Here is a 23,797-nt window from a genome sequence, read left to right as displayed (position 1 = left end):
CGGTGCTGCCGGACCCTACATGTCGAACCGAACGCTCACCGCGAACGTACGCGGCAGGCCGGCGCCAGCGTTGGACCAGTACTTCCGGTTGGCCAGGTTCTCGACGCTGGCACGCAGGGTCACCGGGTGGCCCGAGGCAAGCAGCCGGTAGCCGACGCCGGCATTCACCAGCGTGTAGTCGGGCAGCTTCAGGGTGTTGTCGGCGTCGTACCAGACATCGCCGTAGTAGCGCACGGCCGCATACGTTTCCAGGCCGTCCACCCACGGCAGCTGGTAGGTGGCATGCATGACGCCGCTCCAGCGCGCGGCACCGGCGGTACGGTTGCCTTCCTGTGCGGCGCTGGCCGGCGACAGCCTGTCGTAGGTCGGGTCCAGCCAGGTGACGCCACCGCCGACCTCCAGGGCATCGTTGAGGTGCAGGTCGGCACTGGCTTCGATGCCTTCGTACAGCGTGATGCCGTCCTGCACCAGGCGCTTGCCGGCAGGCGTGAGCTCATCGATGTTGGCGCCACGCTCCAGCCGGAACGCCGCCAGGTTCGCATTCCAGCGTGCCCCCTCGACCTTCGCGCCGATCTCGTACTGCGTGCTGATGGTCGGGTCGAGCACGTCGCCGGCGTTGACGTAGCTGTTGCCCACGCGGCTGCCCGCTTCCAGCGATTCGATGTAGCTGGCGTAGAGGGTGACGGCCTCGCGGGGCTTGAGCATCACCGCGTAGGTCGGTGTGACCGGGTAGGTGTGGTAGCGGCCCCTGGTCTCGTAGTCGTTGTAACGCCAGCCTGCCAATACCGACCAGCCACTGCCGAGATCGACGGTATCGCTTGCGAACACCGCTTGCTGCACGGCTTCGTCGCCACGGGTCATCACTCGTGAACCGACGGCATCGTGGCGGATGGCGTGGCGCTGGTACAGGTTGCCGCGGCCGATCAGGTTCCATTCGTAGGGGCGGTCCCAGCCCAGCCCGGTCTGGTGGCTGATGCCCGCCACCACCTGATGCTGCAGCGGGCCAGTGCGGAAGCTGCCCTGCAGCATCGCCTGGGCCAGCTTCCACTCGCTCTTGCCGCCCAGTTCGTAGACGTTGACGTCATAGTCGCCGTTGGGATTGTCGATGTAGGCGAAGATCTTGTTGACGTCGTTCCACGAGGTGGTGACGCCGTAACTCAGGCTGGCTTTCCAGTCGCTGTTGATCTGCCAGTTCAAGCCGGTCGACAGCAGGCTGGATCGGGTGTCGTAGTAGGTGCCGGGCACGCTGTTGTGGGTATCCCCGGCAATCGGTCGCGGCAGCGATGTCAGGCCACGGAAGTAGTACTGCGGCGATTCTTCGCGCAGATCGCGTGACTGGAATACGCCGTCGAAGGTCCAGGTCAGTACATCGCTCAGGCGGGCATCCAGCGAGAGTGCGCCAACCTTGCGATCGACGTGCCCACCATTGAAGGTCTCGCCCTTTTCCTGGAAGGCGTTGAAACGGTAGCCGAACATCTGCTCGTTGCCGAAACGTCCGCCAACGTCGATGCCGCCGCTGACGATGCCCTGTTCACGCCAACCCAGCTGGGCGGAGAAGGTGGGCGTGTCCGTCGGCTTCTTGGTGATGTAGTTGACGATGCCGCCGGGTGCACCGAACCCGTACAGGAAGCCGCCCGGGCCTTTCAGCAGATCGACCTGTTCCATCACTTCCAGCGGCCATTCGGTACCCCAGGAAGAGACCTGCAGGCCATTGACGCGATAGCTGTCAAAATTCAGTTCGATACCGCGATTGCGGATGGGTGAGCTCCAGCCGCTGGCGTAGGCGCTGACCTGGGTGGTGACCGAAGGGTCGAGCAGGAAGGCTTCGCCCAGCGAGACCACCTGGCGCTGCTCGATCTGCTCGCGGCCAACAGCGGTGATCGCAAACGGAGTGTCGCGCAGGGCGCGGTCGCCCAGTGCGCCGGCGTCGGTATGGGGGCGTTCGGCGGTGACATTCACCGCATCCAGATCGGTGGCTTTGCGGCTGACGGCCGGCGCTTCGGCATGGGCAGCGCAGGCGGCGGACAGGGCGGAGGCCAGCAGGGCCAGGCGGGGGAGACGGGAAGGCAGCATCGATGGTGGTCCTCGACGGACGGCCACAGGCCATCCGCCCACGGGTGGGGGAAGGGGCAGTGGCTGGGATCACGCAGGCTGGCCGGGGAAGGCAGCGGGGCGCCGCAACGGGGCGCAGGACCGTAGCTGGATGAGAATTGTTCTCTTTTCGTTACGGCACGTCAAACCTGGAGGCGTGCGGACCAACGGTCCGCACCCACGGTCCGTACCCACCATTCGCATCCACGGTAGTGCCGGCCGCTGGCCGGCAGATTCGCCGTACGGAGAAAGCCGGCCAGTGGCCGGCTCTACCCCCGTAGATCCACGCCATGCGTGGATGGGCCGCTCTACGCCCGCTGCGCGCGCTTGAGCAGCTTCGCTTCGCGCCTGCGCGCGCGACGGGCCCGCCAGCGTTCGGCCAGGCACGAGAAGATCACGTACAGCGCCGGCGTGCTGAGCAGGGTCAGGCTCTGCGAGAACAGCAGGCCGCCGATCATCGCGATACCCAGCGGACGACGCAGTTCGGACCCTTCGCCCAGGCCGATCGCCAGCGGAACCGCTGCCAGGATCGCCACCATCGTCGTCATCATGATCGGACGGAAGCGCACGATGCTGGCCTCGCGTGCCGCCTCGCGCGGCGCCAGCCCATGCTCGCGCTGCGCCACCAGCGCGAAGTCGATCATCATGATCGCGTTCTTCTTGACGATGCCGATCAGCAGCACCAGCGCGATCATCGAGATCACCGACAGTTCGGTGTTGGTGCCGAACAACGCCAGCAGCGCACCGACGCCCGCCGCCGGCAGCGTGGACAGGATGGTGACCGGGTGGATCAGGCTCTCGTAGAGCATGCCCAGCACCAGGTAGACGGTCAGGATCGCGGCAAACACCAGGATCAGCATGTCGCTGGGATCTGAATTGAAGCCGAAGCCCGCGTCGTCGGCCAGGCGGATGTCACCGGGCATGCGCATGCCGGCTACGGTGGCGTCGATGATCGCCTTGGCTTCGCCCATGCTCACGTTCGGAGCAAGGTTGTAGCTGAGGTCCATCGTCGTGTACTGGTTTTCATGGGTGATCTGCGACGGTGCCAGGCCGGGCACCTGGGTGGCCACCGCGGTGATCGGTACCATGTCGCCGTTGCCCGCACGCACGTAAACCTCATCCAGCGCCGCCGGCGTGGCGGTCTGCGAGGGCAGGGCATTGACCACCACGCTGTACTGGTTGATGTCGGAGTAGATGGTGGAGATCTGGCGTTGGCCGAAGGCGCCGTACAGCGCGCCGTCGATGGCGCCGACCGTGATGCCCAGGCGCGCAGCCTTTGCGCGGTCGATCTGGATGTTCTGGCGCAGGCCGGCGTTGTCCACATCGGTGCCGACGTCGCGCAGCTTCGGGTTCTTCTTCAGCTCCGCCTGCAGCTTGGGCAGCCACTCCTGAAGTGATGCCAGGTCGTTGCCCTGCAGCGAGATGCGGTACTGCGCGCCCTGGCTTGAGCCGCCGCCGTCATTGCTGGGCAGATCCTGGATAGCGCGCAGGCGCAGTTGCAGGTCGGGGTAGCGGTCGGCCTTGGCGCTCAGCCGCGCCAGGGCGTGCGCGGTGGTTTCGCGACGGCCTTCCCTGCGCGATTTCAGCTCGATGTTGAACTGCGCACTCGACCCCTGGCGGCCGCTGCCCAGGCGAACGCCCACGGTCTTCACTGCCGGGTCGGCCATCAGCATGTCGGTGATGCGACGCTGGCGGCTGACCATGTCCTCGAAGGAAACGGTGGCGCTGGAATTGGCCCGGCCCCAGATCAGGCCGGTGTCCTGCGGCGGGAACGCACCCTTCTTCACTGCACCGAACAGGAAGATGGTGGCGGCGATCAGCAGCAACGGCGTCAACGACAGCAGCAGCGCGTGGCGCAGCGAGAAGTCGAGGAACACGGTGTAGATGCGCAGCATCCGCTCGTGGCCGGCATCGAGCCAGCGGCCGAAACGCGACGGCGGCGCGCTGTGGTCGTGCGCACTGAGGAAGCGGCTGCACAGCGCCGGGGTCAGCGTCAGCGAGACGATCATCGAGACCACGATGGCCGCCACCAGGGTGACGGTGAACTCGCGGAAGAACGCGCCCATCATGCCGCTGGCGAACAGCAGCGGAATGAACACCGCCACCAGCGAGGCAGTGATCGAGACGATGGTGAAGCCGATCTCGCGCGCGCCGGTCAGTGCCGCCTGCATCCGCGGCATGCCCTCGTCGAGATGGCGCATGATGTTCTCGATCACCACGATCGCATCGTCCACCACGAAGCCGATCGCGATCACCAGCGCCAGCAGGCTCAGGTTGTTCAGGGTGAAGCCCATCACGTACATCACCAGCGCCGCACCGGCCAGCGACAGCGGCACGGTTACGGCGGCGATCAGGGTCGGCGCCAGCCGGCGCAGGAACAGCGCCATGGTCAGCACCACCATCGCCAGGCTGATCAGCAGGGTAATCTGCACTTCATGCAGCGACGAGCGGATGGTCGGCGTACGGTCGAAGTACGGCGTCATCGTGGTGCCGGGCTGCAGGTAGTCGCGCAGCGCGGGAATCTGCGCCTTGACCCGGTCCACGGTCTCCACGATGTTGGCCCCGGCGCGTGTGAACACGTACATCACCACCGCCGGCTTGTGGTCGAACCAGGCGGCCTGGTAGGCATCCTGCTGGCCGTCATAGACGTTGGCGATGTCCTTCAGGCGGATCACCCGGCCATCGCCCTGGGTCTTCACCACCAGGTCGGCGAAGTCGGCTGCACGCGCGACCGAATCGTTGGCGATGATCGCGGTGGTGGTATTTCCATCGCTGAGGAAGCCGGTGGGCGAGGTGACATTGGCTGCGCGTACGGCGTTGCGCAGATCATCGGCAGTCAGGCCCAGCGCGTTCATCAGGCGCAGGTTGACGTCCACGCGCACGGCCGGCGTCGAGGCACCGGCGATGTCCACCGAGGCCACGCCGCTGATCTGGCGGATGCGCTGTGCCAGCAGTGAATCGGCGACGTTGTAGAGCTCGTCGGCCGACTGCGTCTGCGAGGTCAGCGCAATGGCGATGACCGGGTCGTCGTTCGGGTTTGCCTTCTGGTACATCGGCGAGCCCATGCCCGAGGGCAGGTCGGCCTGCGCCGAGTTGATCGCGGTCTGCACGTCCAGCGCGGCCGAATCGATGTCGTGGCCGCTCTGGAAGATCATGAACACCAGCGAGCTGCCTTCCGAGCTCGACGAGCGCATGCGGTCGATGCCCGGCAGCTGGCCGAGGTGGCGTTCCAGCGGTGCGGTGACCGTGGACGCCATGGTTGCCGCATCGGCGCCGGACTGGCTGGCGTGCACGAAGATCACGGGGATCTCGATGTTCGGCAGCGCCGACACGCCCAGGCGCAGGTAGCAGATCAGGCCGACCATGAACAGGCCGATGGCCAGCAGCGCGGTGCCGATCGGGCGGCGGATGAAAGGGCCGGACAGGTTCATCGTGCGGCCTCCCGCAGCAGCGGGGCGTGGATCATGCCTGCGGCTCCTGCAGCGAACCATTGCGCAGCGCGCGCTGTTCGCGGCGGCGCGCCAGCCACTCGGAGAAGCGCTCCATGTACAGGTAGATCACCGGCGTGGTGTACAGCGTGACCAGCTGCGACAGCAGCAGGCCGCCGACGATGGCGATACCCAGCGGGCGGCGCAGCTCCGAACCGATGCCGGTGCCCAGCGCCAGCGGCAGTGCGCCGAGCATTGCCGCAGCGGTGGTCATCATGATCGGGCGGAAGCGCAGCAGGCAGGCGCGACGGATCGCTTCATGCGCGTTGGCACCGGCGCGGCGCGCCTCGATCGCGAAGTCGACCATCATGATGCCGTTCTTCTTGACGATGCCGATCAGCAGCACGATGCCGACGATGCCATCCACCGACAGGCTCAGCCCGCACAGCATCAGCGCCAGCAGCGCGCCGACACCGGCCGGCGGCAGGGTGGAGATGATCGTGATCGGGTGGATGTAGCTCTCGTAGAGCACGCCCAGCACGATGTAGATCACCACCAGCGAGGCCAGCAGCAGCCACACCACATCGGTCTGGCTGCCGGTGAATTCAGCGGCCTTGCCGATGAATTCGGCATGCAGGTGTGCCGGCATGTCCAGGCTGTCCTTGGTCTCCTGGATCGCTCGCACCGCTTCGGACAGCGAATAGCCCGGCGCCACGTTGAACGACACCGTCACCGCCGGCAGCTGCTGCTGGTGGCTGACCACCAGCGGTGCGCTGCTCACCTTGCCTTCGGCCAGCGCCGACAGCGGAATGATGTTGCCGGCGCCGACAGTGATGCCGGTGTTCTGCGCGCCGATGCCGGTGGCGGTGGACGAGTTGGAGGAGGTGACCTGGCCGAAGCTGGTGGCATTGGTGCCGGTCAATGCGCCGGCGCCGTTGGAGGCGACCGCCAGCTGTTCCATCAGCGCGGTGCTGGTGCGGAACTCCGGTGCCACTTCCAGCACCACGCGATACTGGTTGAGCTCGGTGAAGATGGTCGAGATCTGGCGCTGGCCGAACGCATCGTAGAGCGTGTCGTCGATGGTCTGCATCGGCACGCCCAGCACGCTGGCCTTGTCGCGGTCGATGTTCAGCTCCAGGGCGCGGCCCTGGCTGGACAGGTTGTTGTCGACGTCGGCCAGTTCCGGGCGCTTGCGCAGCGCTTCGGTCAGGCGCGTGGCCTGGGTCGCCACCGTCGCCGAATCCACGTCCGACAGCGAGTACTGGTACTCGGTGGCGGCCACACGGGTATCCAGGGTTACGTCCTGCACCGGCTTCAGGTAGAGCGCCACCCCCGGAATGCCGGCCACTGCCTTCTGCAGGCGCGGCAGGATCTCCTCCAGGCCATCGCGCTCGCCGCGTTCCTTCAGCACGATCGACAGCTGGCCCTGGTTGAGCGTGGGGTTCATGCTGCCGGCGCCGATGAAGGCCGACACGCCGGTCACGTCCGGATCCTGGCGCAGCGCTTCGGCCACCTGCCTGGTGCGCTGCTCCATCTGCGGGAAGGCGATGTTCTGGTCGGCCTGCACCACGCCGGTGATCAGGCCGGTGTCCTGTTCGGGCAGCAGGCCCTTGGGGATCAGCACGTACAGCAGCACGGTCAGCACCAGTGCGCCGCCGGCCACGGCCAGGGTCAGGCGCTGGTGGCCCAGCACCCAGTCCAGGCTGTGCTCGTACAGGCCGACGGTGCGCGTCCACAGGTTCTGCTTGCCGGCCGCCGCCGCGCGCTCATGCGCGTCCTCGCCCTCGGGCAGGGCATCGGGCTTGAGCAGGTAGGCACACATCATCGGGGTGAGCGTCAGCGAGATCAGCATCGACAGCACCACCGCGATGCTCAGCACCCAGGCGAACTCATGGAACAGGCGGCCGGTCACGCCTGGCATCAGCAGCAGCGGCAGGAACACCGCCACCAGCGAGATGGTCAGCGACAGCACGGTGAAGCCGATCTGGCGTGCACCGATCTCGGCCGCTTCCTTGCCGCTCTTGCCCTGTTCGATATACCGCACGATGTTCTCGATCATCACGATCGCATCGTCGACCACGAAACCGGTGGCCACCACCAGCGCCATCAGCGAGAGGTTGTCCAGCGACATGCCGGCAAAGGCCATCACCGCGAAAGTGCCGGCCAGCGAGAGCGGTACCGCCACCGAGGGAATGATCGTGGCCCACAACCGGCGCAGGAACACGAAGATCACCGCCACCACCAGGCCGATGGTGAGGATCAGGGTGAACTGCACTTCGTGCACCGAGGCGCGGATGGTCTCGGTACGGTCGTTGAAGATCTCCAGGTGCACGTCGGCTGGCAGCACGCCCTGCAACTGCGGCAGGATCGCGCGGATGCGCTCGACCGTCTGCACGATGTTGGCACCGGGCTGGCGCCGCACTTCCAGCAGCACCGCCGGCTTGCCATCGGCCCAGGCGGCGAGCTGGTCGTTCTCCACGCCATCGACCACCTCGGCCACGTCCGACAGCCGCACCGGGCGGCCGTTCTTGTAGCTGATGATGGTGTCGCGGTACTCGGCGGCGCTGGCCAGCTGGTCGTTGGTGCCGATGCTGTAGGACTGGGTCTTGCCGTTCAACGAGCCCTTGGGCGCATTGACGTTGGCCTGGGTGAGCGCGCTGCGCAGCTGTTCCAGGGTCAGGCCCATGTTCGACAGCTGCGCCGGATTGACCTGGATGCGCACGGCCGGGCGCACGTTGCCGGCAATCGAGACCAGGCCGACGCCCTGCACCTGCGACAGGCGCTGGGCCAGGATGGAGTCAGCGTAGTTGTTGACATCGCGCAGCGGACGCGTGTCAGACGTCAGTTTCAAGGTAACGATGGCCGCGTCAGCCGGGTTCACCCGGTTGTAGACCGGCTGGTAGGGCAGCGACGAGGGCAAGGTGGCCTGGCGTATCGCCGCCTGTACGTCCTGCGCGGCGATGTCGATGTTCCGGTCCATCGAGAACTGCAGGATGATCGTGGACAACCCGGCCGACGAGTCGGAGGTCATCAGCTCCAGCCCGGAGATCTGCCCGAACTGGCGCTCCAGCGGCGTGGTGACCAGCGAGGCCATGGTGGTGGCGTTGGCGCCGGGGTACTGGGTGGTGACCACCAGGCTGGGCGCATCGATTTCCGGCAGCGCCGACACCGGCAGCTTGCGGTAGCCGAGGATGCCCAGCAGCAACAGGCCCGCCATCAACAGCGAGGTGGCGATCGGGCGGCGGATGAAGATCGTCGAAAAGCCCACGGACTGATCCTTGCTGGCACTTCAATGTCGGCGCCGACGAGCATGCCGGCGCGAGGGAGAACAGTCGCCTGCGCTCAGCGCGGGCCACCACCGCGACGGCCACCGCCGCCACCGTTCTTCTGTTCGGCCGCCTTCAGCTCGGCCTCGGTCGGTGCGGCCGGGGTCTGGCCCGGCTTCAGTGCGGTGACCTTGCTGCCCGGCTTCAGGCGGAACTGGCCTTCACTGACCACCCGCTCGCCGCCCTTCAGGCCTTCGGCAATCTGCACCTGGCTGTCGCCCACTTCCACGCCGCTGCGCACGGTCTGCATCTTCACCGTGTTGTCGCCCTGCACGACATAGACGTATTCGCCATCCGGCCCACGCAGGACGGCCTGGGTCGGGATGACCACGCCACCGGCAATCGTGCGCAGCTGCATGCGGACGTTGACGAACTGGCCCGGCCACAGGCCATTGTCGGTGTTGTCGAAGACCGCACGTGCCTTGAACGTGCCGCTGTCCGCACTGATCAGGTTGTCGACCACGTCCAGCTTGCCGTCGCCGGACAGAACATGCGAGTCGGCGCGGTCCAGCGCGGCCACCGGCACCGTGCCGGCGGCCTGTGCCTGGCGCACATCACCCAGCTGGCGCTCGGGCAGGTTGAACAGCACGTGGATCGGATGGATCTGGGTCAGCGTGACCAGCGCGGTGCCGGCGTTGACCACGTTGCCCGCATCGACCGCACGGATGCCGGCGATGCCGGAGATCGGCGCAGTGACCCGGGTGTACTGCAGCTGCACCTGCGCCGAGCGCATGCTGGCCTCGTTCGCAGCGACTGCGCTTTCGTACTGTGCCACTTGGTTTCGTTGTGTATCCAGATCGGTCTTGGCGACGTACTGGCGATACTCCGGTGCGTTCGAGCGCTGGTAGTTGGAGCGCGCGGTGGCCAGCAGCGCCTCGTTCTGGCGCTTGGCCGCAGCGGCCTGGTCGTAGCTGGCCTGGGCGGTGCGCGGGTCGATCACCGCCAGCACGTCGCCCTGCTTCACTTCCTGGCCTTCGCGGAAATTCAGGCTCATCAGCTGGCCGCCGACCTGCGGGCTGACGGTCACGGTGTTCATCGCAGTCACCGTGCCCAGCGCGCTGGCATACACCGGCACGTCCTGGCGCGTGGCATCGACCACGGTCACCGGCACCGGGCCGGCATCCGGGTCTTCGCCGCCCTGGCGCGCGCCCGCAGCGGGTTTTCCAGCCTTGTCCTTGCCGCCGCCGATGACGCGCAGGCCGACCACGGCCAGCACCAGCACTGCCACGACCAGCAGCACGATCTTCCAAACACGTGACATTACGAGGACTCCAAGAGGGCTGGACCGGGCGGAGCCCGGCGGGCAATGCGCAAAGCATACCTGTGCCACATCACGTTTCCTGCATGACGGATGGGACGGGCGCTAAGACCGGATGCCGCGCCGGAGGTTCCCGTGGCGGCAGTGTTGCCCTACATTCAGCTGGAACCCCCTGCCGTGGAGATTGTGATGCGCCGTTCGCTGCTGCTGTCCGCCCTGCTGCTGGCCCTGCCGGCCCTTGCCCACGCCCAGGACGGGCAGCGCCCGGAAGTGACCGCCGCCGCGCAGCGGCTGCAGTCCAAGGTGATCGAGTGGCGTCGTGATTTCCACCAGCACCCGGAGCTGTCCAACCGCGAAGTGCGTACCTCGGCCGAAGTCGCCAAGCGCCTGCGGGCGATGGGCCTGAAGCCGAAGACCGGCATCGCCCACCACGGCGTGGTGGCGATCATCGAAGGCGGCAAGCCGGGCCCGAAGATCGCATTGCGCGCGGACATGGACGCGCTGCCGGTGACCGAGCAGACCGGCCTGCCGTTCGCTTCCAGGGTCACTGACCAGTACCGCGGGCAGACCGTGGGCGTGATGCATGCCTGTGGCCACGACGCGCACACCGCGACGCTGCTCGGCGTGGCCGAAGCACTGGTGTCGATGAAGAAGGACCTGCCGGGCCAGGTGATGCTGATCTTCCAGCCGGCCGAGGAGGGCGCGCCGCCGCCGGAAGAGGGCGGTGCCGCACTCATGCTGAAGGAAGGGCTGTTCGCCGATTTCAAGCCGGAGGCGGTGTTTGGCCTGCATGTGTTCTCCAGCGTGCAGGCCGGCCAGATCGCGGTGCGCGGTGGCCCGTTGATGGCCGCCTCGGACCGTTTCGGCATCAAAGTGATCGGGCGCCAGACGCATGGCTCGGCACCGTGGAACGGTGTTGACCCGATCGTCGCCACCGCCGATCTGGTCGGCACCGCGCAGACCATCGTCAGCCGCCGTGCCAACCTGTCCAAGCAACCGGCGGTGCTGACCTTCGGCGCAATCAACGGCGGCATCCGCTACAACATCATTCCCGATGAAGTGGAGATGGTCGGCACCATCCGCACCTTCGACGAAAGGATGCGCCAGCAGATCTTCGCCGACCTGCGCAACGTGGCCGAGCACACGGCCGCCGCGCACGGTGCCAAGGCGGTGACCGACATCTACGAATCGGAGGGCAACCCGGCCACGGTGAACGACCCGGCGCTGACCGCGAAGATGCTGCCGAGCCTGCAGGCGGTGGTGGGCAAGGACAACGTATACGAGCCACCGTTGCAGATGGGCGCGGAGGATTTCTCGCTGTACGCGAAGGAAGTGCCTGGCATGTTCTTCTTCGTCGGTTCCACCAGCGTGGGCATCGACCCGGCGACGGCGCCGGCCAATCATTCGCCGAAGTTCCTGCTGGATGAGAAGGCGCTGGATGTGGGTCTGCGTGCGCTGCTGCAGGTGAGCCTGGATTACCTGCACGGTACCGGTACGCCTGCGGGGTGAGGGGTGTTGGCAGGGCTTGCAGCCCTGCACCCGCCGAGACCAAAGCCACGTCAACGGCAAAAGCTGGTTTCCTGAGGGATGGCGGGGTGGGTCCGGTGGCAGGGGACGCTGCAAGTACGTCCATGTAAGCTCGGTCGCCGCTTGCTCGTGTGCGCCGTCCTGCGCACACGGCAAGACCGGGGTTGGGCGTCCTGCCCAACCCGCCCGAGGCATGCCTCGGGCCCATGCGGCTCACGCCCCTGCCACCGGACCCGCCCCGCCTTCGACAGTTTCCCGCGGGCTGTCGGAACGACACTCTGCTTCTGGTGGGTGTCGACCTTGGTCGACACGGCAGGCGTCGTGAACGTCTGAAGAATCGGCTTTTGATCTTGATTTTCTGATCTTTCCCGTGGTGGTGGCCGCGTGCAAGGAACTGTCAGGGGCCGGGTGGGCAGGCGGGGCGGGGGTGTCTGCGGCATGGATGCCGCGGCCAAGCCTCCATGGACGGGTTTACGGCGTCCCCCGACCCGCCTGCCCACCCGGCCAAGCCGATAGACCGCCTTTCGCGATCATCCCAATACAACCACCACGGAGGGGCTTCGCCGTTGGCCGGCCCGGCCGAAGGCCCGCCCTCCGCGCGATACAATGCCCCCCATGAACACCCCACAGGATTCCAGCCTCGGTCGCGAGGTCAGTTACCCGTCGCAGTACGATCCCGGCCTGCTGTTTCCCATCCCGCGCAGTGGCGCCCGTGCCGAGATCGGCCTCGATGATGCCGCGCTGCCGTTCGTCGGCCACGACCGCTGGCATGCGTTCGAACTGAGCTGGCTCGACCCGCGCGGCAAGCCGCAGGTCGCCGTCGCCACCGTCCAGGTGCCCTGCACCTCGCCGCGGTTGATCGAATCCAAGTCGTTCAAGCTGTACCTCAACTCCCTCAACAGCACCCGTATCGACAGCGCCGAGGCATTGCGCGCGCGCATCGTGGCGGATCTGTCGGCCTGCGCCGGTGCGCCGGTCCAGGTGGAGTTCGGCCTGCCGGAGCTGCGAGAGACGCCGCTTGGCGAATCCATCGACGGGCTGGACGTGGAGATCGACTGCTACGGCCCGCCGCAGGCGGACTTCCTCGCCGCCGATGCGGGCGAGGTGGTGGAGGAGACTCTGGTCTCGGCGCTGCTGAAGTCCAACTGCCCGGTTACCGGCCAGCCGGACTGGGCCACGGTCAGCCTGCGTTACCGTGGGTCGAAGATCGACCGCGCCGGCCTGCTGCGCTACTTGGTCAGCTACCGCGAGCATGCCGAGTTCCACGAGCAGTGTGTTGAGCGGATCTTCAGCGAGGTGTCCGCGCGCTGCCAGCCGCACTGGCTGGAGGTTGAGGCCCGCTACACCCGCCGTGGTGGCCTGGACATCAACCCCTGGCGTGCCAGCCCGGGTATCGTCGCCCCGGCCGCGACCTACCGCGAGCTGCGGCAGTAACCGCCGCAGGCGGTTACCGGTAGTGCCGGCCGCTGGCCGGCAATCGGCCAAGGCCGGATCCCGTGGCACAGCCGGCCAGCGGCCGGCACTATCGAGTGTCCATTCCCCCGATTGTTCAGCCGCCCCCGGGGGCGGCTTCACATCTGCACCATCCCCATTTAACAACCGCCATGGCACCGTGCCAATCACGTAGTCATGCAGACGGGAGTTGTGGATGAGTACCGAGAAGAAAGCCGATTTCTCCGGCGTCAGTGGCAGTGTCGACAGTACCGCCGAGCAGGTGCCGAAGGCGGACTTCTCCGGTGTCAGCGCTTCGGTGGACAGCACCGCAGACGTTGTCAGCGGCGGCACCTATACCGTGCAGAAGGGTGACTCGCTGTCGAAGATCGCCAAGCAGCATCTGGGCGACGCCAATGCCTGGAAGAAGATCTTCGAAGCCAACCGCGATGTGCTTGATGACCCGGACAAGATCTTCCCGGGCCAGACCCTGAAACTGCCGCCGAAGTAAGCCGGCCAGAACGCCGTCCGACAATCCCTGGGAGGAACCCCGAATGATCAAGACCACCCCGCTCCAGACCGCCCTGATCGCCGCCCTGCTGGGCAGCGTCGCCCTGGTCGGTTGCAAGAAGAAAGAAGAGTCGACCGACAACAATGCCGCTCCGGCAGCGACCGCTCCGGCCGAACCGGCAGCACCGGCCCCGATGACCGGCGCGCCGCCGCCGATGGCCGAAGCCGCTGCTGTCAGCGTCTCGTCGGTCACGGTCGGAAAGACCGCCGCCGCCGACAAGTCGGTTGCGACGACGGCTCTGTTCGCACCGAAGGACGACATCATCGTCTCGGTCAAGACCGACGGTGCGGCAAACAATGTCAGCGTTGGCGCGAAGCTGACCTATCAGGACGGCCAGGTGGCCGGCGAACAGACCGCCACCCTGAACACCAGTGGTGCGGAAACCACCAACGTCACGTTCAAGAATGCAAAGGGCTGGCCGGCCGGCAAGTACCGCGCCGAGGTCACCGTCGATGGCAAGGCGGCCGGAACGCCGCAGGAGTTCGAGGTCAAGTAAGTCCAGCCGACTCTCTCCCGGCAGGGCTCACGATGGACGCAGCCGCGAGGCTGCGTCCTTTTTTGTTGTGCGATGGTCGGCTTCATCCACGCATGGCGTGGATCCACTGATGCTGTGGGCGGGCTTCATCCAGGCGTGGATGGATCACAGCGTTGCCGGCATGCAGTACCGTCGCGTATGGCGTGGCTTTGCCCCGCGCGGCTGAAAACGCGACAATGCAGGGGTTTCCCCGCCGCGCGCCCACCCTGACGGCGACGGGGAAAGCGTGGGGCTCCGCCCCGCGCGCGACACGGTTGCACGTGGCCCGGCGCTGGCGCCGGCCTTCCCCTGAGCACTGCTACAGAGTCCAAGTCCCCCATGTCCAAGATTCTCTACACGCTGACCGACGAAGCCCCGTTCCTGGCCACCCAGTCGCTGCTGCCGATCGTTGACGCCTACACCGGTACAGCCGGCATCGTGGTGGAAACCCGTGACATCTCGCTGTCCGGCCGCATCCTGTCGCAGTTCCCGGAACTGCTGTCCGATGCACAGAAGGTCAGCGACGACCTTGCCGAACTGGGCCAGCTGGCAACCACCCCGGACGCCAACATCATCAAGCTGCCGAACATTTCCGCCTCGGTGCCGCAGCTGAAGGCGGCCATCAAGGAACTGCAGGACCAGGGCTACCCGCTGCCGGATTACCCGGAAACCCCGGCCGACGACCAGCAGCGCGACTACAAGGCGCGCTACGACAAGGTCAAGGGCAGCGCGGTGAACCCGGTGCTGCGCGAAGGCAACTCCGACCGCCGTGCACCGCTGTCGGTGAAGAACTACGCGCGCAAGCACCCGCACCGTATGGGCGCCTGGGCGCCGGATTCGAAGTCGCATGTCGCGCACATGGCCGCCGGTGATTTCTACGGCAGCGAGAAGTCGGCCACCCTGGCCAATGCCGGTTCGCTGAAGATCACCTTCCACGGCAATGACGGCAGCACCGCTGTGCTGAAGGAAAAGACCGCGGTCAAGGCCGGCGAGATCGTCGATGCCGCCGTGATGAGCCGCAAGGCACTGGCCGCGTTCATCGGCGAGCAGATTGCCGATGCCAAGGCCCAGGGCGTGCTGTTCTCGCTGCACCTGAAGGCGACCATGATGAAGGTCTCCGACCCGATCATGTTCGGTGTGGCGGTGAACGAGTTCTACAAGGACGTGCTGGCCAAGCACGCCGACGTGCTGAAGCAGGCCGGTTTCGATGCCAACAACGGCATCGGTGACCTGGCTGCGCGCCTGCCGTCGCTGCCGGAAGCCACCCGTGCTGCGATCGAAGCCGACCTGGCTGCCGAGTACGCACAGCGCCCGGGCGTGGCCATGGTCAACTCGGACAAGGGCATCACCAACCTGCACGTGCCGAGCGACGTGATCGTCGACGCCTCGATGCCGGCGATGATCCGCGACTCCGGCAAGATGTGGAATGCCGAAGGCAAGCTGCAGGACACCAAGGCCGTCATTCCGGACCGCTGCTACGCCGGCGTGTACCAGGCCGTCATCGATGACTGCAAGGCGCACGGCGCCTTCGACCCGGCCACCATGGGTTCGGTGCCGAACGTCGGCCTGATGGCACAGAAGGCCGAGGAGTACGGCTCGCACGACAAGACCTTCCAGATCGCTGCCGATGGCGTGGTCAAGGTCACCGACGATGCTGGCACCGTGGTGTTCGAGCATGCCGTCGAAGCCGGTGACATCTGGCGCATGTGCCAGACCAAGGACGCGCCGATCCAGGACTGGGTGAAGCTGGCCGTCGAGCGCGCCCGCCTGAGCAGCACCCCGGCCGTGTTCTGGCTGGATGCCGCCCGTGCCCACGACGCGCAGGTCATCGCCAAGGTCGAGCAGTACCTCAAGGACCACGATACTGCCGGTCTGGACATCCGCATCCTGCCGCCGGTGGAAGCCACCGCGTTCTCGCTGGACCGCATCCGCAAGGGCGAGGACACCATCTCGGTGACCGGCAACGTGCTGCGTGACTACCTGACCGACCTGTTCCCGATCATGGAGCTGGGCACCAGCGCCAAGATGCTGTCGATCGTGCCGCTGATGGCCGGTGGCGGCCTGTTCGAGACCGGTGCCGGTGGTTCGGCTCCGAAGCACGTGCAGCAGTTCGTCGAGGAAGACTACCTGCGCTGGGATTCGCTGGGTGAATTCCTGGCCCTGGCCGCGTCGCTGGAACACCTGGGCAACCGCTACGACAACGCCGCTGCCCGTGTGCTGGCCAAGGCGCTGGACGAAGCCAACGGCCAGTTCCTGGACAACGACAAGTCGCCGTCGCGCAAGCTGGGTGGCATCGACAACCGTGGCAGCCACTTCTACATCGCGCTGTACTGGGCCCAGGCCCTGGCCGCGCAGGACGAAGATGCTGCACTGAAGGCGCGCTTCGCCCCGCTGGCCAAGGCACTGACCGACAACGAGCAGAAGATCGTCGAAGAGCTGGTCGCGGTGCAGGGCAAGGCCGTGGACATCGGCGGCTACTACCGCCCGGACGTGGCCAAGGCCAGCAAGGCGATGCGCCCGAGCGCGACCTTCAACGCCGCGCTGGAGCAGCTGCGCGGCTGATCCGTCGCCGTTCGGTCGTGACCCCGGAACCCGCGCTTCGGCGCGGGTTTCTTTTTGGGCGGCCCCATTCGACCCGCGTCCAGAACCGTGACATCCGTTGGCCGTCGGAATGCCGTCAAAGCGGCATGAAACTTGCCCGCGATGGCCGTCGCAGAACCGATCGGACACCGTCTGCAACCGCTCCCGATCTGAGCAGTCGATCACGACGGCTGCCGCTGGCGATGTCCTAGCCTTGGCGACGCGAGGCCACCGGGGAGGTGGCCGCACGGGGAACACGGATGGCACGCGTGCTGGTAGTGGGAACCGACATCCAGGGCGAGCAGGCCCTGCTGCAGCGGCTACGCGTAGCATCGGCGCTGCCGGACGGCCAGATCCGCCGCAGCCAGGATCTGGACGATTGCGACCTGCTGGTCATCCGCGATACGCCGGCGCTGCGCAACGCGGCCCTGCGCATGCGCCAGCAACGCCCGCGACTGCAGTGCTGGATCGAGGATCTGGGGGGCCAGCTGCGCGACGGCGATGGCCCTCAGGACATACTTGATGACGGTGCCATCGGCCGCGCCCTGCGCGGGATGCAGTTGGCAGTGGAGCCCCTGACCATGCACGCACCCGCACCGATCCGTCTTGCCGATGGTGCACACGCCATCACCCGCCTGCTGCGCGAGCGGCTGCCCCTGCGCCAGGGGCAGGCACTGCTGAGTGACGCGGGTGACCCCGTCCTGCTGATGGACCTCGAGCATGACCAGGCCGTGCTGTTGCAGGAGCCCGCGAGCGCGCTGGTAGAGCGCCTGGCCGATGCCTTCGAACGCCTGCAGCTGGATGCGCTCACGCCGGCTCGCCTGCAGGCCCTGGCCGGTGAGCGGCCGCGCCAGCCACTGCGGCCCCTGCTGTGGCAGTGGGCACAGCGCAGCCGACATTGGCAGGCACTGGACGAACGCCTGCGTGGCGCCTCGGTGAAGCTGCTGCGCTGGCCGGATTTCCGCGTGCTGGGCCACGACCACGATGGCTTCCGCCTGTGTTCGCTGCTGCTCAAGCGCGCGTGCACGGTTGAAGAATGCGCGATGCTGCTCGAGTTGCCGGCTGCGGCGGTGCGTGATTTCATCCATGCCGCCTATCTCTGCGGTTACGCGCAGTTGCAGAGCGCCCCGGCGGCACCGATGACGGCCCTACGCGGCAATGGCACCGACAACGGCCTGCTTGCCCGCCTGTGGCGCCACCTGCGTGGGAGCGAGCGCAATGCGTGAGCACAAGGTGGTCGTGCTCGGTGGCATGGGCAGCGGCAAGTCGACACTCGTGCGCAGCATCGCGGCCGGCGCGGTGATCGACACCGATGTGGCCAACAGTGATCGCCTCGGTGCCGACAAGGCCTCCACCACCGTCGCGCTGGACTACGCAGACATCGACCTGCCCAACGGCGAACGCCTGCGGCTTTACGGGACACCCGGCCAGCAGCGCTTTGATTTCCTGTGGCCGATCCTGCTGCAGGGGGCACGTGGTGCGGTGCTGCTGCTGGACGCGCGCCGTGCCGGGTTGGCCGGCGAGCTGGAGGACTACCTGCAGGTGCTGCAGCCGTTCGCAGCGTCATTGGCGCTGGTGGTGGCGGTCACCCATCTCGACCAGGCGCCGCACGCTGCGCTGGACGACTGGGCTGCACGCGCCAGCCTGGATGATCAACCGCTGCCTTTGCTGGCGGTGGATGCCCGCGACCGCGAACAGGGATTGCTGCTGATGGATGTACTGATGAGCGAAATGGAAGCGCACGCACTGGTGGCCGCGCATGGCTGACGGGCAGATGGCGGTGCTGCCCGATGCCGGCCAGCGTGCGCGCCTGCAGCCGCTGCTGCAGGACCTGCAGCAGCGGGTGGAAGGCGTGCGCACGGTAGTGCTGGCCAGTGTCGATGGCTTTGCCCTGGTCAGCGCTGGTGCCGAAGGGCGCGGCGAACGGCTGGCGGCAATGACCAGCGCGATGCTGGCGCTGGCCGCGGCGGTCGGGCGCGAGCTGCTGCTGGGGGATCTGCAGACGCTGATGCTGGAGGCGGCCGGCGGCAAGGTGCTGATGCTGGCGATCCAGCACGAGGGACGTGCACCGCTGCTGCTGATGGCGGCCTGCGACCAGCGCAGCGTGATCGGCCAGGTGCTGTGGCAGAGCAGGGAATGTGGCCAGGCGATCCTGGCCGAACTCGGCGGATCGTGAGCCCGGCCGCAGGGGAACGAGGGGCTCGAACCAACATCGACAAGGGGTGCGACGTGGCTGGATTGAATGAATCGTTGAACGCACTGATGGGCATCGACGGCGCGCAGGCAGTGGCGCTGGTCGACTACGAAAGCGGCATGCTGCTGGGCGAAGCCGGTGCCGGCATGGACATGGAGGTGGCCGCTGCCGGCAACACCGAAGTGATCCGGGCCAAGATGAAGACCGCCGCCTCGTTGAACCTCAATGACAGCATCGAGGATATCCTGATCTCGCTGGGCAAGGCGTACCACATCATGCGACCGGTCGCGAAGAAGAAGGGACTGTTCTTCTACATCGTGCTGGACCGGACCAAGTCCAACCTTGCACTGGCCCGACGCAAGGTGCAGGACGTGGAGGCCGAACTGGCGATCTGAGCCATTGGCTTTGGTAGAGTCGAGCCCGCCCGACTGCTCTTTGCAACTGTAGAGCCGAGCCATGCTCGGCTGCTTCTGCCTGGATCAGCCGAGCATGGGCTCGGCTCTACACAAGCAACCCCACGCCAGCGTATGGTAAAGCCGGTCTTCCCGGGTGAGCCATGCATGTCCAAGCCTGACATCGCTACCGAGCTGGCGCCGCGTATCGCCGGTGCCATCCGCGATGGTTTCGAGCAGTACCATGCCCGCTTCGCGGCGATCACCGCGCGGGCGCGGCAGCGCTTCGAGCAGCGCGACTGGGCCGGTGCGCGACAGGATGCAGTCGAGCGCATCGCCCTCTACGATCTGTGCATCGCCGAGCAGATGGATGCGTTGCGCCGCCTCGCCGGTGACGCGATCGGCGAGCGCGCGCTGTGGCTGCAGGTGCACGCCGGCTACAGCGCGTTACTGCAGGGCCTGATCGACGCCGAGCTGTACAAGACCTTCTACAACACGCTGTCGCGGCGCCTGTTCGCTACCCGCGGCGTGGACCCGGCGCTGGAATTCATTGCTTTCGACGTTGAGCCGTCCGATGCGATCACCCATCCCGTCGCGCGGCATACCTATGCCGTCTCGCCGACGCGGCCGGTGGAGGCCCTGCAACGCGTGTTGGCCGACTATCGTTTCGACATTCCGTACGCGCACCAGCTGCGCTGCGCGGCGGCCATCGCCGTGCGCCTGCAGGATGATCTGGCCCACTGGGGTGACACGCCGGTGCGCAGCATCGAGCTGCTCGATACCGTGTTCTACCGCGAGCGCCGCGCCTATCTGGTTGGACGTGTATTCGGCGAGCACCGCTTCTCACCCTGCGTGATTGCCCTGGTCAACGACGCGCGCGGCCTGCGTGCCGATGCGGTGCTGACCCGGCGCCGTGATGTTGCTCATCTGTTTGGCGTGTCGCGCAGCTACTTCCAGGCCGATCTGGGTACGGTGGGCGATGCCGTGGTGTTCCTGCGCAGCCTGCTGCCGGGCAAGCCCATCGATGAGATCTACACGGTGCTGGGACGTGCCAAGCAGGGCAAGACCGAGCGCTACCGCACGTTCTTCCGCCACTTCAACGAGCACCCGCAGGAGCGGCTGGTGCATGCCGAAGGCACGCCGGGAATGGTCATGGCGGTGTTTACCCTGCCCAGCTATCCGCTGGTGTTCAAGCTGATCCGCGACCGTTTCGCGTGGCCCAAGGCGATGTCGCGGCAGCAGGTGGAAGAGAAGTACGCGCTGGTGTTCAATCTCGATCGTGTCGGCCGCCTGCTCGATGCGCAGCCCTATCGTCATCTGCGTTTTCCGCGCGCGCGTTTCGCGCCGGCCTTGCTGGACGAACTGCTGCAGCAGTGCGCGCAGAGCGTACGCGTTGATGGCGATGAGGTGGAGATCGCACTGTGCTACGTGCAGCGCCGTTTCCGTCCATTGAACCTGTACCTGCGCGAGCAGGGCGGGGAGGCGGTACGTGCAGCGGTGCTCGACTATGCGCAGGCGATCACCGACATGGCGCGCAACAACATCTTCCCCGGTGACATGCTGCCGAAGAACTTCGGTGTATCACGGCACGGCCGGGCCGTGTTCTACGACTATGACGAGCTGTGCCTGGTCAGCGACTGCGTGTTCCGTGCGTGGCCGCAGCCGCGTACGCCGGAGGAGGCCATGGCCGACGAGCCCTGGTTCCATGTTGGTCCGCGCGACGTGTTTCCCGAGCGCTTCGGCCCGTTCATGGGCCTGCCCGCTGCAGAGCTGGCAGCGGTGCGCGAGCACTACCGGCACCTGTTCGACCCGGGCTGGTGGCAGGGCCTGCAGGAACGCTTCGGCCGAGGTGACTATCCGGACACGCCGCCCTATTCGGGCGCGCACCGGCTGGCCTGAGCCGGCTGTCCTGGGCGCTTGGGCTGAGGTACTCTCGCCGATCATCACCAAGGATCCGGCAATGATGCGTTCTCCACTGTTTCTCGCCCTCGCGCTGGCCGTCGGTGCCGGCGCCCCCCTGCTTGCAGGTGACGCCACTGCGCAGACCGCACGTGCTGTACGTGCGACTGCGGAAATGAGCATGGTGCTGTCCGGTCATATCGAGGTCACGCCGGAGGGCGCGGTCAGTTCGCTGGTGCTGGACCAGAAAGCCATGGTCGCCCCGGGCATCGCCTCCTTCGTCGAAGGCACCATCGGGGGCTGGCGCTTCGAGCCCACGCTGCGCGCTGGCCAGGCGGTGGCCACGCGGGCCCCTTTGCGCGTTCGCCTGCGCGGCAAGGCTGCGGCCGATGGCGGTTATGAAATCAGCATGACCAGTGTCGACTTCAGCGAGTACGATCCGAAGGCCACTGATTCGGTGACCCCGCTGCACATGACACCGCCGCGCTACCCGGAGGCGGCCTACCGAAACGGTGGCCAGGGTGAGGTGCTGCTGCTGGTCAAGGTGGCGCGCGACGGAACAGTGGCCGACGTGGCCGCCGAGCAGGTGAACATGGCTGTGGTCGCGTCCGAGCGGACCCTGGCCAAGATGCGCGACATCCTGGCCAGAGCCAGCGTCAGCACCGCCCGCACCTGGACCTTCAAGCCACCGACCACCGGGGAGGACAGCACCCGGGACAGCTGGACGGTTCGCATCCCGGTGAACTTCGCCCTGAACCATGATCCCAATGCAGAGGCGGAACGCTATGGCCGCTGGCGCGCTTTCATTCCGGGGCCGCGGCAGAGCGTGCCGTGGCACGAGGCCGACCCGGTCGAGCAGGCCGGCAGCGATCTGCTGCCGGAAGGCGGCGTCTACATGGTGGACGGCGCCAAGCGCGGCCTGCGCCTGCTGACCCCGCTGCAACAGAGCTGAGACCCGCTGCGGAGCCGGGCAGCCCGGCTCCGCGTCAGTCGGCGTAAGGGTAAATCACCACCCGGTTGCGGCCTTGTTCCTTGGCCATGTACAGCGCCTTGTCGGCCAGCCGCAATGCCTGCTCGGCGTCGACATGGAAGCTGGGGAAGTGAGCCACGCCCAGCGACACGGTGATGGTGCCGACCGGTTCGAATGGGTGATCGGCGATGTGCTGGCGCAGGCGTTCACCGGCCTGGCGGGCCGAGTCGGTACTGATGCCCGGCAGCAGCAGCAGGAATTCCTCGCCGCCGGCGCGGCAGAGGATGTCGCTGTCGCGCGAATAGCGGCGCATCTGGTCGGCGATGTGGACGATGGCGGCGTCGCCGACGTCGTGGCCATGGCTGTCGTTGATCGACTTGAAGCGGTCGATGTCCAGCGCCAGGATCGCGAACGGGATGCCCTGCACCTGCAGCGCGTCCAGTGCCTGCTGCAGGCCGCGGCGGTTGAGCAGGCCGGTCAGCGGGTCGGTACGGCTGGCACGGTTGAGCGTACCGATACGGTCCTGCAGGGCATTGAAGCTGTGCAGCACTGCCTGCTTGAGTTGGGCGACCTCGAAGTACCACGCGCGGATGCCGCTGACGTGGCTGATCGCATTGCCGGTGTCTTCGCCGCCCTGCACGTTGCGTGCGAGCTGCCACAGTGGCAGCGAGATGCGGCGGGCGAACCACCAGGTGACCAGCAGTGACAGCAGGCCGAGCGGGATCGCGTTCCAGATCACCGCGGTCATCAACCGCGACAATGGCTGCAGCGTGGCCTCGGTCGGCCGCTGGGCGACGATGCCCCAGCCGGTGGCCGGTACCGGCGCATAGCCGGCCAGCATCGACACGCCCAGGTTGTTGCGGACCTGCTGCGCACCGCGTTCACCGCGCACCACTGCCTTCACCGCCGGGTTGCCGACCACGTAGTCGCCGACCCGCTTGCCATCGGCGTGGTACAGCAGGCGGCCATGGCGGTCCACCACGTACAGGTACGAGCCGTCGCGGTAGTAGTGCTTGCCCAGCAGCGTGTGCAGCGCACTGCGCTGGCGCAGGTAGAGGGTGCCGCTGACGTAGCCGCGATAGCGGCCCTGGCGGTCGAAGATCGGGTGCGACAGCGAGACCAGCAGCTTGCCGGTGGCCGACTGGTACGGGTCGCTGATCATCGGCTGGCGCGCGGCCAGTGCCGCGTTGTTGCCGACGCTGTGCAGGATCTCGCCCTGCAACTGCAGGGTCTGTGGCGAGGTGGCGATCACCAGGCCATCGGCATCGACCACCAGCGAGGAATTGAAGCTGTTGGTCTGCAACTGCAGGCGGCTGGCTTCGTCCTGCGCCTGTGCCGGATCGAGATTGCTCTGGCCCAGCCGGGTGGCCGCATACGCCAACTCCTGCTGCGCGGCCAGCAGGAAGTTCTGGGTGGTCTCGGCCAGCTTGGTGGCATAGACGCGGTTGGCTTCCAGGGTATTGCCGACCAGCTGGTCGCGCTGCACCCGGTAGCTGGCCAGCAGGGTATTGGCCAGGGCGATGATGGCGCTGAGCAGGGCCAGGGCGAGGATCAGCTTGCCCAGGTTGAGGCGGGGAGACAGCGTTCGCATGCGTCGACGGATCCGGCAGGAGGCT

Annotated in this window: 16 protein-coding genes; 11 read left to right on the top strand and 5 right to left on the bottom strand. The window is 66.8% G+C overall.

What is annotated here, in order from left to right:
* Nucleotides 1-15: 15 nt before the first annotated feature.
* The 4 genes from AC5P9W_RS02290 to AC5P9W_RS02275 all read right to left on the bottom strand — a co-directional run bounded on the left by AC5P9W_RS02290 (nucleotide 16) and on the right by AC5P9W_RS02275 (nucleotide 10,106).
* Complete coding sequence (locus AC5P9W_RS02290) at nucleotides 16-2,073, bottom strand: TonB-dependent siderophore receptor (RefSeq protein WP_206621900.1); 2,058 nt, start codon at nucleotides 2,071-2,073, stop codon at nucleotides 16-18.
* A gap of 326 nt (nucleotides 2,074-2,399) precedes the next feature.
* Nucleotides 2,400-5,522: an efflux RND transporter permease subunit gene (locus AC5P9W_RS02285; protein WP_021202131.1), complete on the bottom strand. Its 3,123-nt coding sequence runs from the start codon at nucleotides 5,520-5,522 to the stop codon at nucleotides 2,400-2,402.
* A 31-nt stretch (nucleotides 5,523-5,553) separates the two neighbouring features.
* Nucleotides 5,554-8,787 (bottom strand): efflux RND transporter permease subunit, encoded by a 3,234-nt coding sequence (locus tag AC5P9W_RS02280; protein ID WP_111098934.1) that lies wholly within the window; start codon nucleotides 8,785-8,787, stop codon nucleotides 5,554-5,556.
* Nucleotides 8,788-8,861: 74 nt separating this feature from the next.
* On the bottom strand, nucleotides 8,862-10,106 hold the full coding sequence (locus AC5P9W_RS02275) for an efflux RND transporter periplasmic adaptor subunit (RefSeq protein WP_188249673.1): 1,245 nt from the start codon (nucleotides 10,104-10,106) through the stop codon (nucleotides 8,862-8,864).
* 186 nt (nucleotides 10,107-10,292) lie between these two features.
* Here AC5P9W_RS02275 and AC5P9W_RS02270 point away from each other — a divergent pair, with 186 nt between their 5' ends.
* From AC5P9W_RS02270 to AC5P9W_RS02220, 11 genes are all read left to right on the top strand, one after another.
* The gene (locus tag AC5P9W_RS02270) at nucleotides 10,293-11,612 is read left to right on the top strand and encodes a M20 family metallopeptidase (protein WP_206621899.1); all 1,320 of its coding nucleotides are present in this window, start codon (nucleotides 10,293-10,295) and stop codon (nucleotides 11,610-11,612) included.
* A 633-nt stretch (nucleotides 11,613-12,245) separates the two neighbouring features.
* On the top strand, nucleotides 12,246-13,064 hold the full coding sequence (gene queF, locus AC5P9W_RS02265; RefSeq protein ID WP_111098606.1) for an NADPH-dependent 7-cyano-7-deazaguanine reductase QueF: 819 nt from the start codon (nucleotides 12,246-12,248) through the stop codon (nucleotides 13,062-13,064).
* Nucleotides 13,065-13,278: 214 nt separating this feature from the next.
* Nucleotides 13,279-13,572, top strand: coding sequence for a LysM peptidoglycan-binding domain-containing protein (locus tag AC5P9W_RS02260; protein ID WP_005419771.1), 294 nt, complete (start codon nucleotides 13,279-13,281; stop codon nucleotides 13,570-13,572).
* 43 nt (nucleotides 13,573-13,615) lie between these two features.
* Complete coding sequence (locus AC5P9W_RS02255) at nucleotides 13,616-14,128, top strand: hypothetical protein (RefSeq protein WP_206621898.1); 513 nt, start codon at nucleotides 13,616-13,618, stop codon at nucleotides 14,126-14,128.
* Between the two features lie 357 nt (nucleotides 14,129-14,485).
* Nucleotides 14,486-16,708, top strand: a complete 2,223-nt coding sequence (locus AC5P9W_RS02250; RefSeq protein WP_019660847.1) for an NADP-dependent isocitrate dehydrogenase — start codon at nucleotides 14,486-14,488, stop codon at nucleotides 16,706-16,708.
* 278 nt (nucleotides 16,709-16,986) lie between these two features.
* A complete protein-coding gene (locus AC5P9W_RS02245) occupies nucleotides 16,987-17,952 on the top strand; it encodes a hypothetical protein (protein ID WP_021202039.1) in 966 nt (321 codons plus the stop codon).
* Nucleotides 17,945-18,493, top strand: coding sequence for a GTP-binding protein (locus tag AC5P9W_RS02240; protein ID WP_010481027.1), 549 nt, complete (start codon nucleotides 17,945-17,947; stop codon nucleotides 18,491-18,493). Before AC5P9W_RS02245 ends, AC5P9W_RS02240 begins: the two co-directional genes overlap by 8 nt.
* On the top strand, nucleotides 18,486-18,902 hold the full coding sequence (locus tag AC5P9W_RS02235; protein ID WP_021202038.1) for a roadblock/LC7 domain-containing protein: 417 nt from the start codon (nucleotides 18,486-18,488) through the stop codon (nucleotides 18,900-18,902). Before AC5P9W_RS02240 ends, AC5P9W_RS02235 begins: the two co-directional genes overlap by 8 nt.
* Before the next feature lie 53 nt (nucleotides 18,903-18,955).
* Complete coding sequence (locus AC5P9W_RS02230; RefSeq protein WP_005419760.1) at nucleotides 18,956-19,315, top strand: hypothetical protein; 360 nt, start codon at nucleotides 18,956-18,958, stop codon at nucleotides 19,313-19,315.
* Nucleotides 19,316-19,480: 165 nt separating this feature from the next.
* Complete coding sequence (aceK, locus tag AC5P9W_RS02225) at nucleotides 19,481-21,211, top strand: bifunctional isocitrate dehydrogenase kinase/phosphatase (RefSeq protein ID WP_155030216.1); 1,731 nt, start codon at nucleotides 19,481-19,483, stop codon at nucleotides 21,209-21,211.
* 61 nt (nucleotides 21,212-21,272) lie between these two features.
* Nucleotides 21,273-22,163, top strand: coding sequence for an energy transducer TonB (locus tag AC5P9W_RS02220; protein ID WP_134730138.1), 891 nt, complete (start codon nucleotides 21,273-21,275; stop codon nucleotides 22,161-22,163).
* A 34-nt stretch (nucleotides 22,164-22,197) separates the two neighbouring features.
* On the opposite strand, the gene AC5P9W_RS02215 is transcribed toward AC5P9W_RS02220, so the two are convergent.
* A complete protein-coding gene (locus AC5P9W_RS02215) occupies nucleotides 22,198-23,772 on the bottom strand; it encodes a sensor domain-containing diguanylate cyclase (RefSeq protein WP_111098612.1) in 1,575 nt (524 codons plus the stop codon).
* Between the last annotated feature and the right edge of the window lie 25 nt (nucleotides 23,773-23,797).

It is taken from the genome of Stenotrophomonas sp. YJH_SMC_33 (genome assembly GCF_059372295.1).
This window is presented reverse-complemented; position numbering and strand designations above follow the sequence as displayed.

Coding starts and splice junctions, on each gene's coding strand:
- AC5P9W_RS02245 (WP_021202039.1), top strand. CDS start 16,987: ATGGCACGCGTGCTGGTAGTGGGAACCGACATCCAGGGCGAGCAGGCC.
- AC5P9W_RS02275 (WP_188249673.1), bottom strand. CDS start 10,106: ATGTCACGTGTTTGGAAGATCGTGCTGCTGGTCGTGGCAGTGCTGGTG.
- AC5P9W_RS02220 (WP_134730138.1), top strand. CDS start 21,273: ATGATGCGTTCTCCACTGTTTCTCGCCCTCGCGCTGGCCGTCGGTGCC.
- AC5P9W_RS02255 (WP_206621898.1), top strand. CDS start 13,616: ATGATCAAGACCACCCCGCTCCAGACCGCCCTGATCGCCGCCCTGCTG.
- AC5P9W_RS02250 (WP_019660847.1), top strand. CDS start 14,486: ATGTCCAAGATTCTCTACACGCTGACCGACGAAGCCCCGTTCCTGGCC.
- AC5P9W_RS02240 (WP_010481027.1), top strand. CDS start 17,945: ATGCGTGAGCACAAGGTGGTCGTGCTCGGTGGCATGGGCAGCGGCAAG.
- AC5P9W_RS02235 (WP_021202038.1), top strand. CDS start 18,486: ATGGCTGACGGGCAGATGGCGGTGCTGCCCGATGCCGGCCAGCGTGCG.
- queF (WP_111098606.1), top strand. CDS start 12,246: ATGAACACCCCACAGGATTCCAGCCTCGGTCGCGAGGTCAGTTACCCG.
- AC5P9W_RS02270 (WP_206621899.1), top strand. CDS start 10,293: ATGCGCCGTTCGCTGCTGCTGTCCGCCCTGCTGCTGGCCCTGCCGGCC.
- AC5P9W_RS02215 (WP_111098612.1), bottom strand. CDS start 23,772: ATGCGAACGCTGTCTCCCCGCCTCAACCTGGGCAAGCTGATCCTCGCC.
- AC5P9W_RS02285 (WP_021202131.1), bottom strand. CDS start 5,522: ATGAACCTGTCCGGCCCTTTCATCCGCCGCCCGATCGGCACCGCGCTG.
- AC5P9W_RS02260 (WP_005419771.1), top strand. CDS start 13,279: ATGAGTACCGAGAAGAAAGCCGATTTCTCCGGCGTCAGTGGCAGTGTC.
- AC5P9W_RS02290 (WP_206621900.1), bottom strand. CDS start 2,073: ATGCTGCCTTCCCGTCTCCCCCGCCTGGCCCTGCTGGCCTCCGCCCTG.
- aceK (WP_155030216.1), top strand. CDS start 19,481: ATGTCCAAGCCTGACATCGCTACCGAGCTGGCGCCGCGTATCGCCGGT.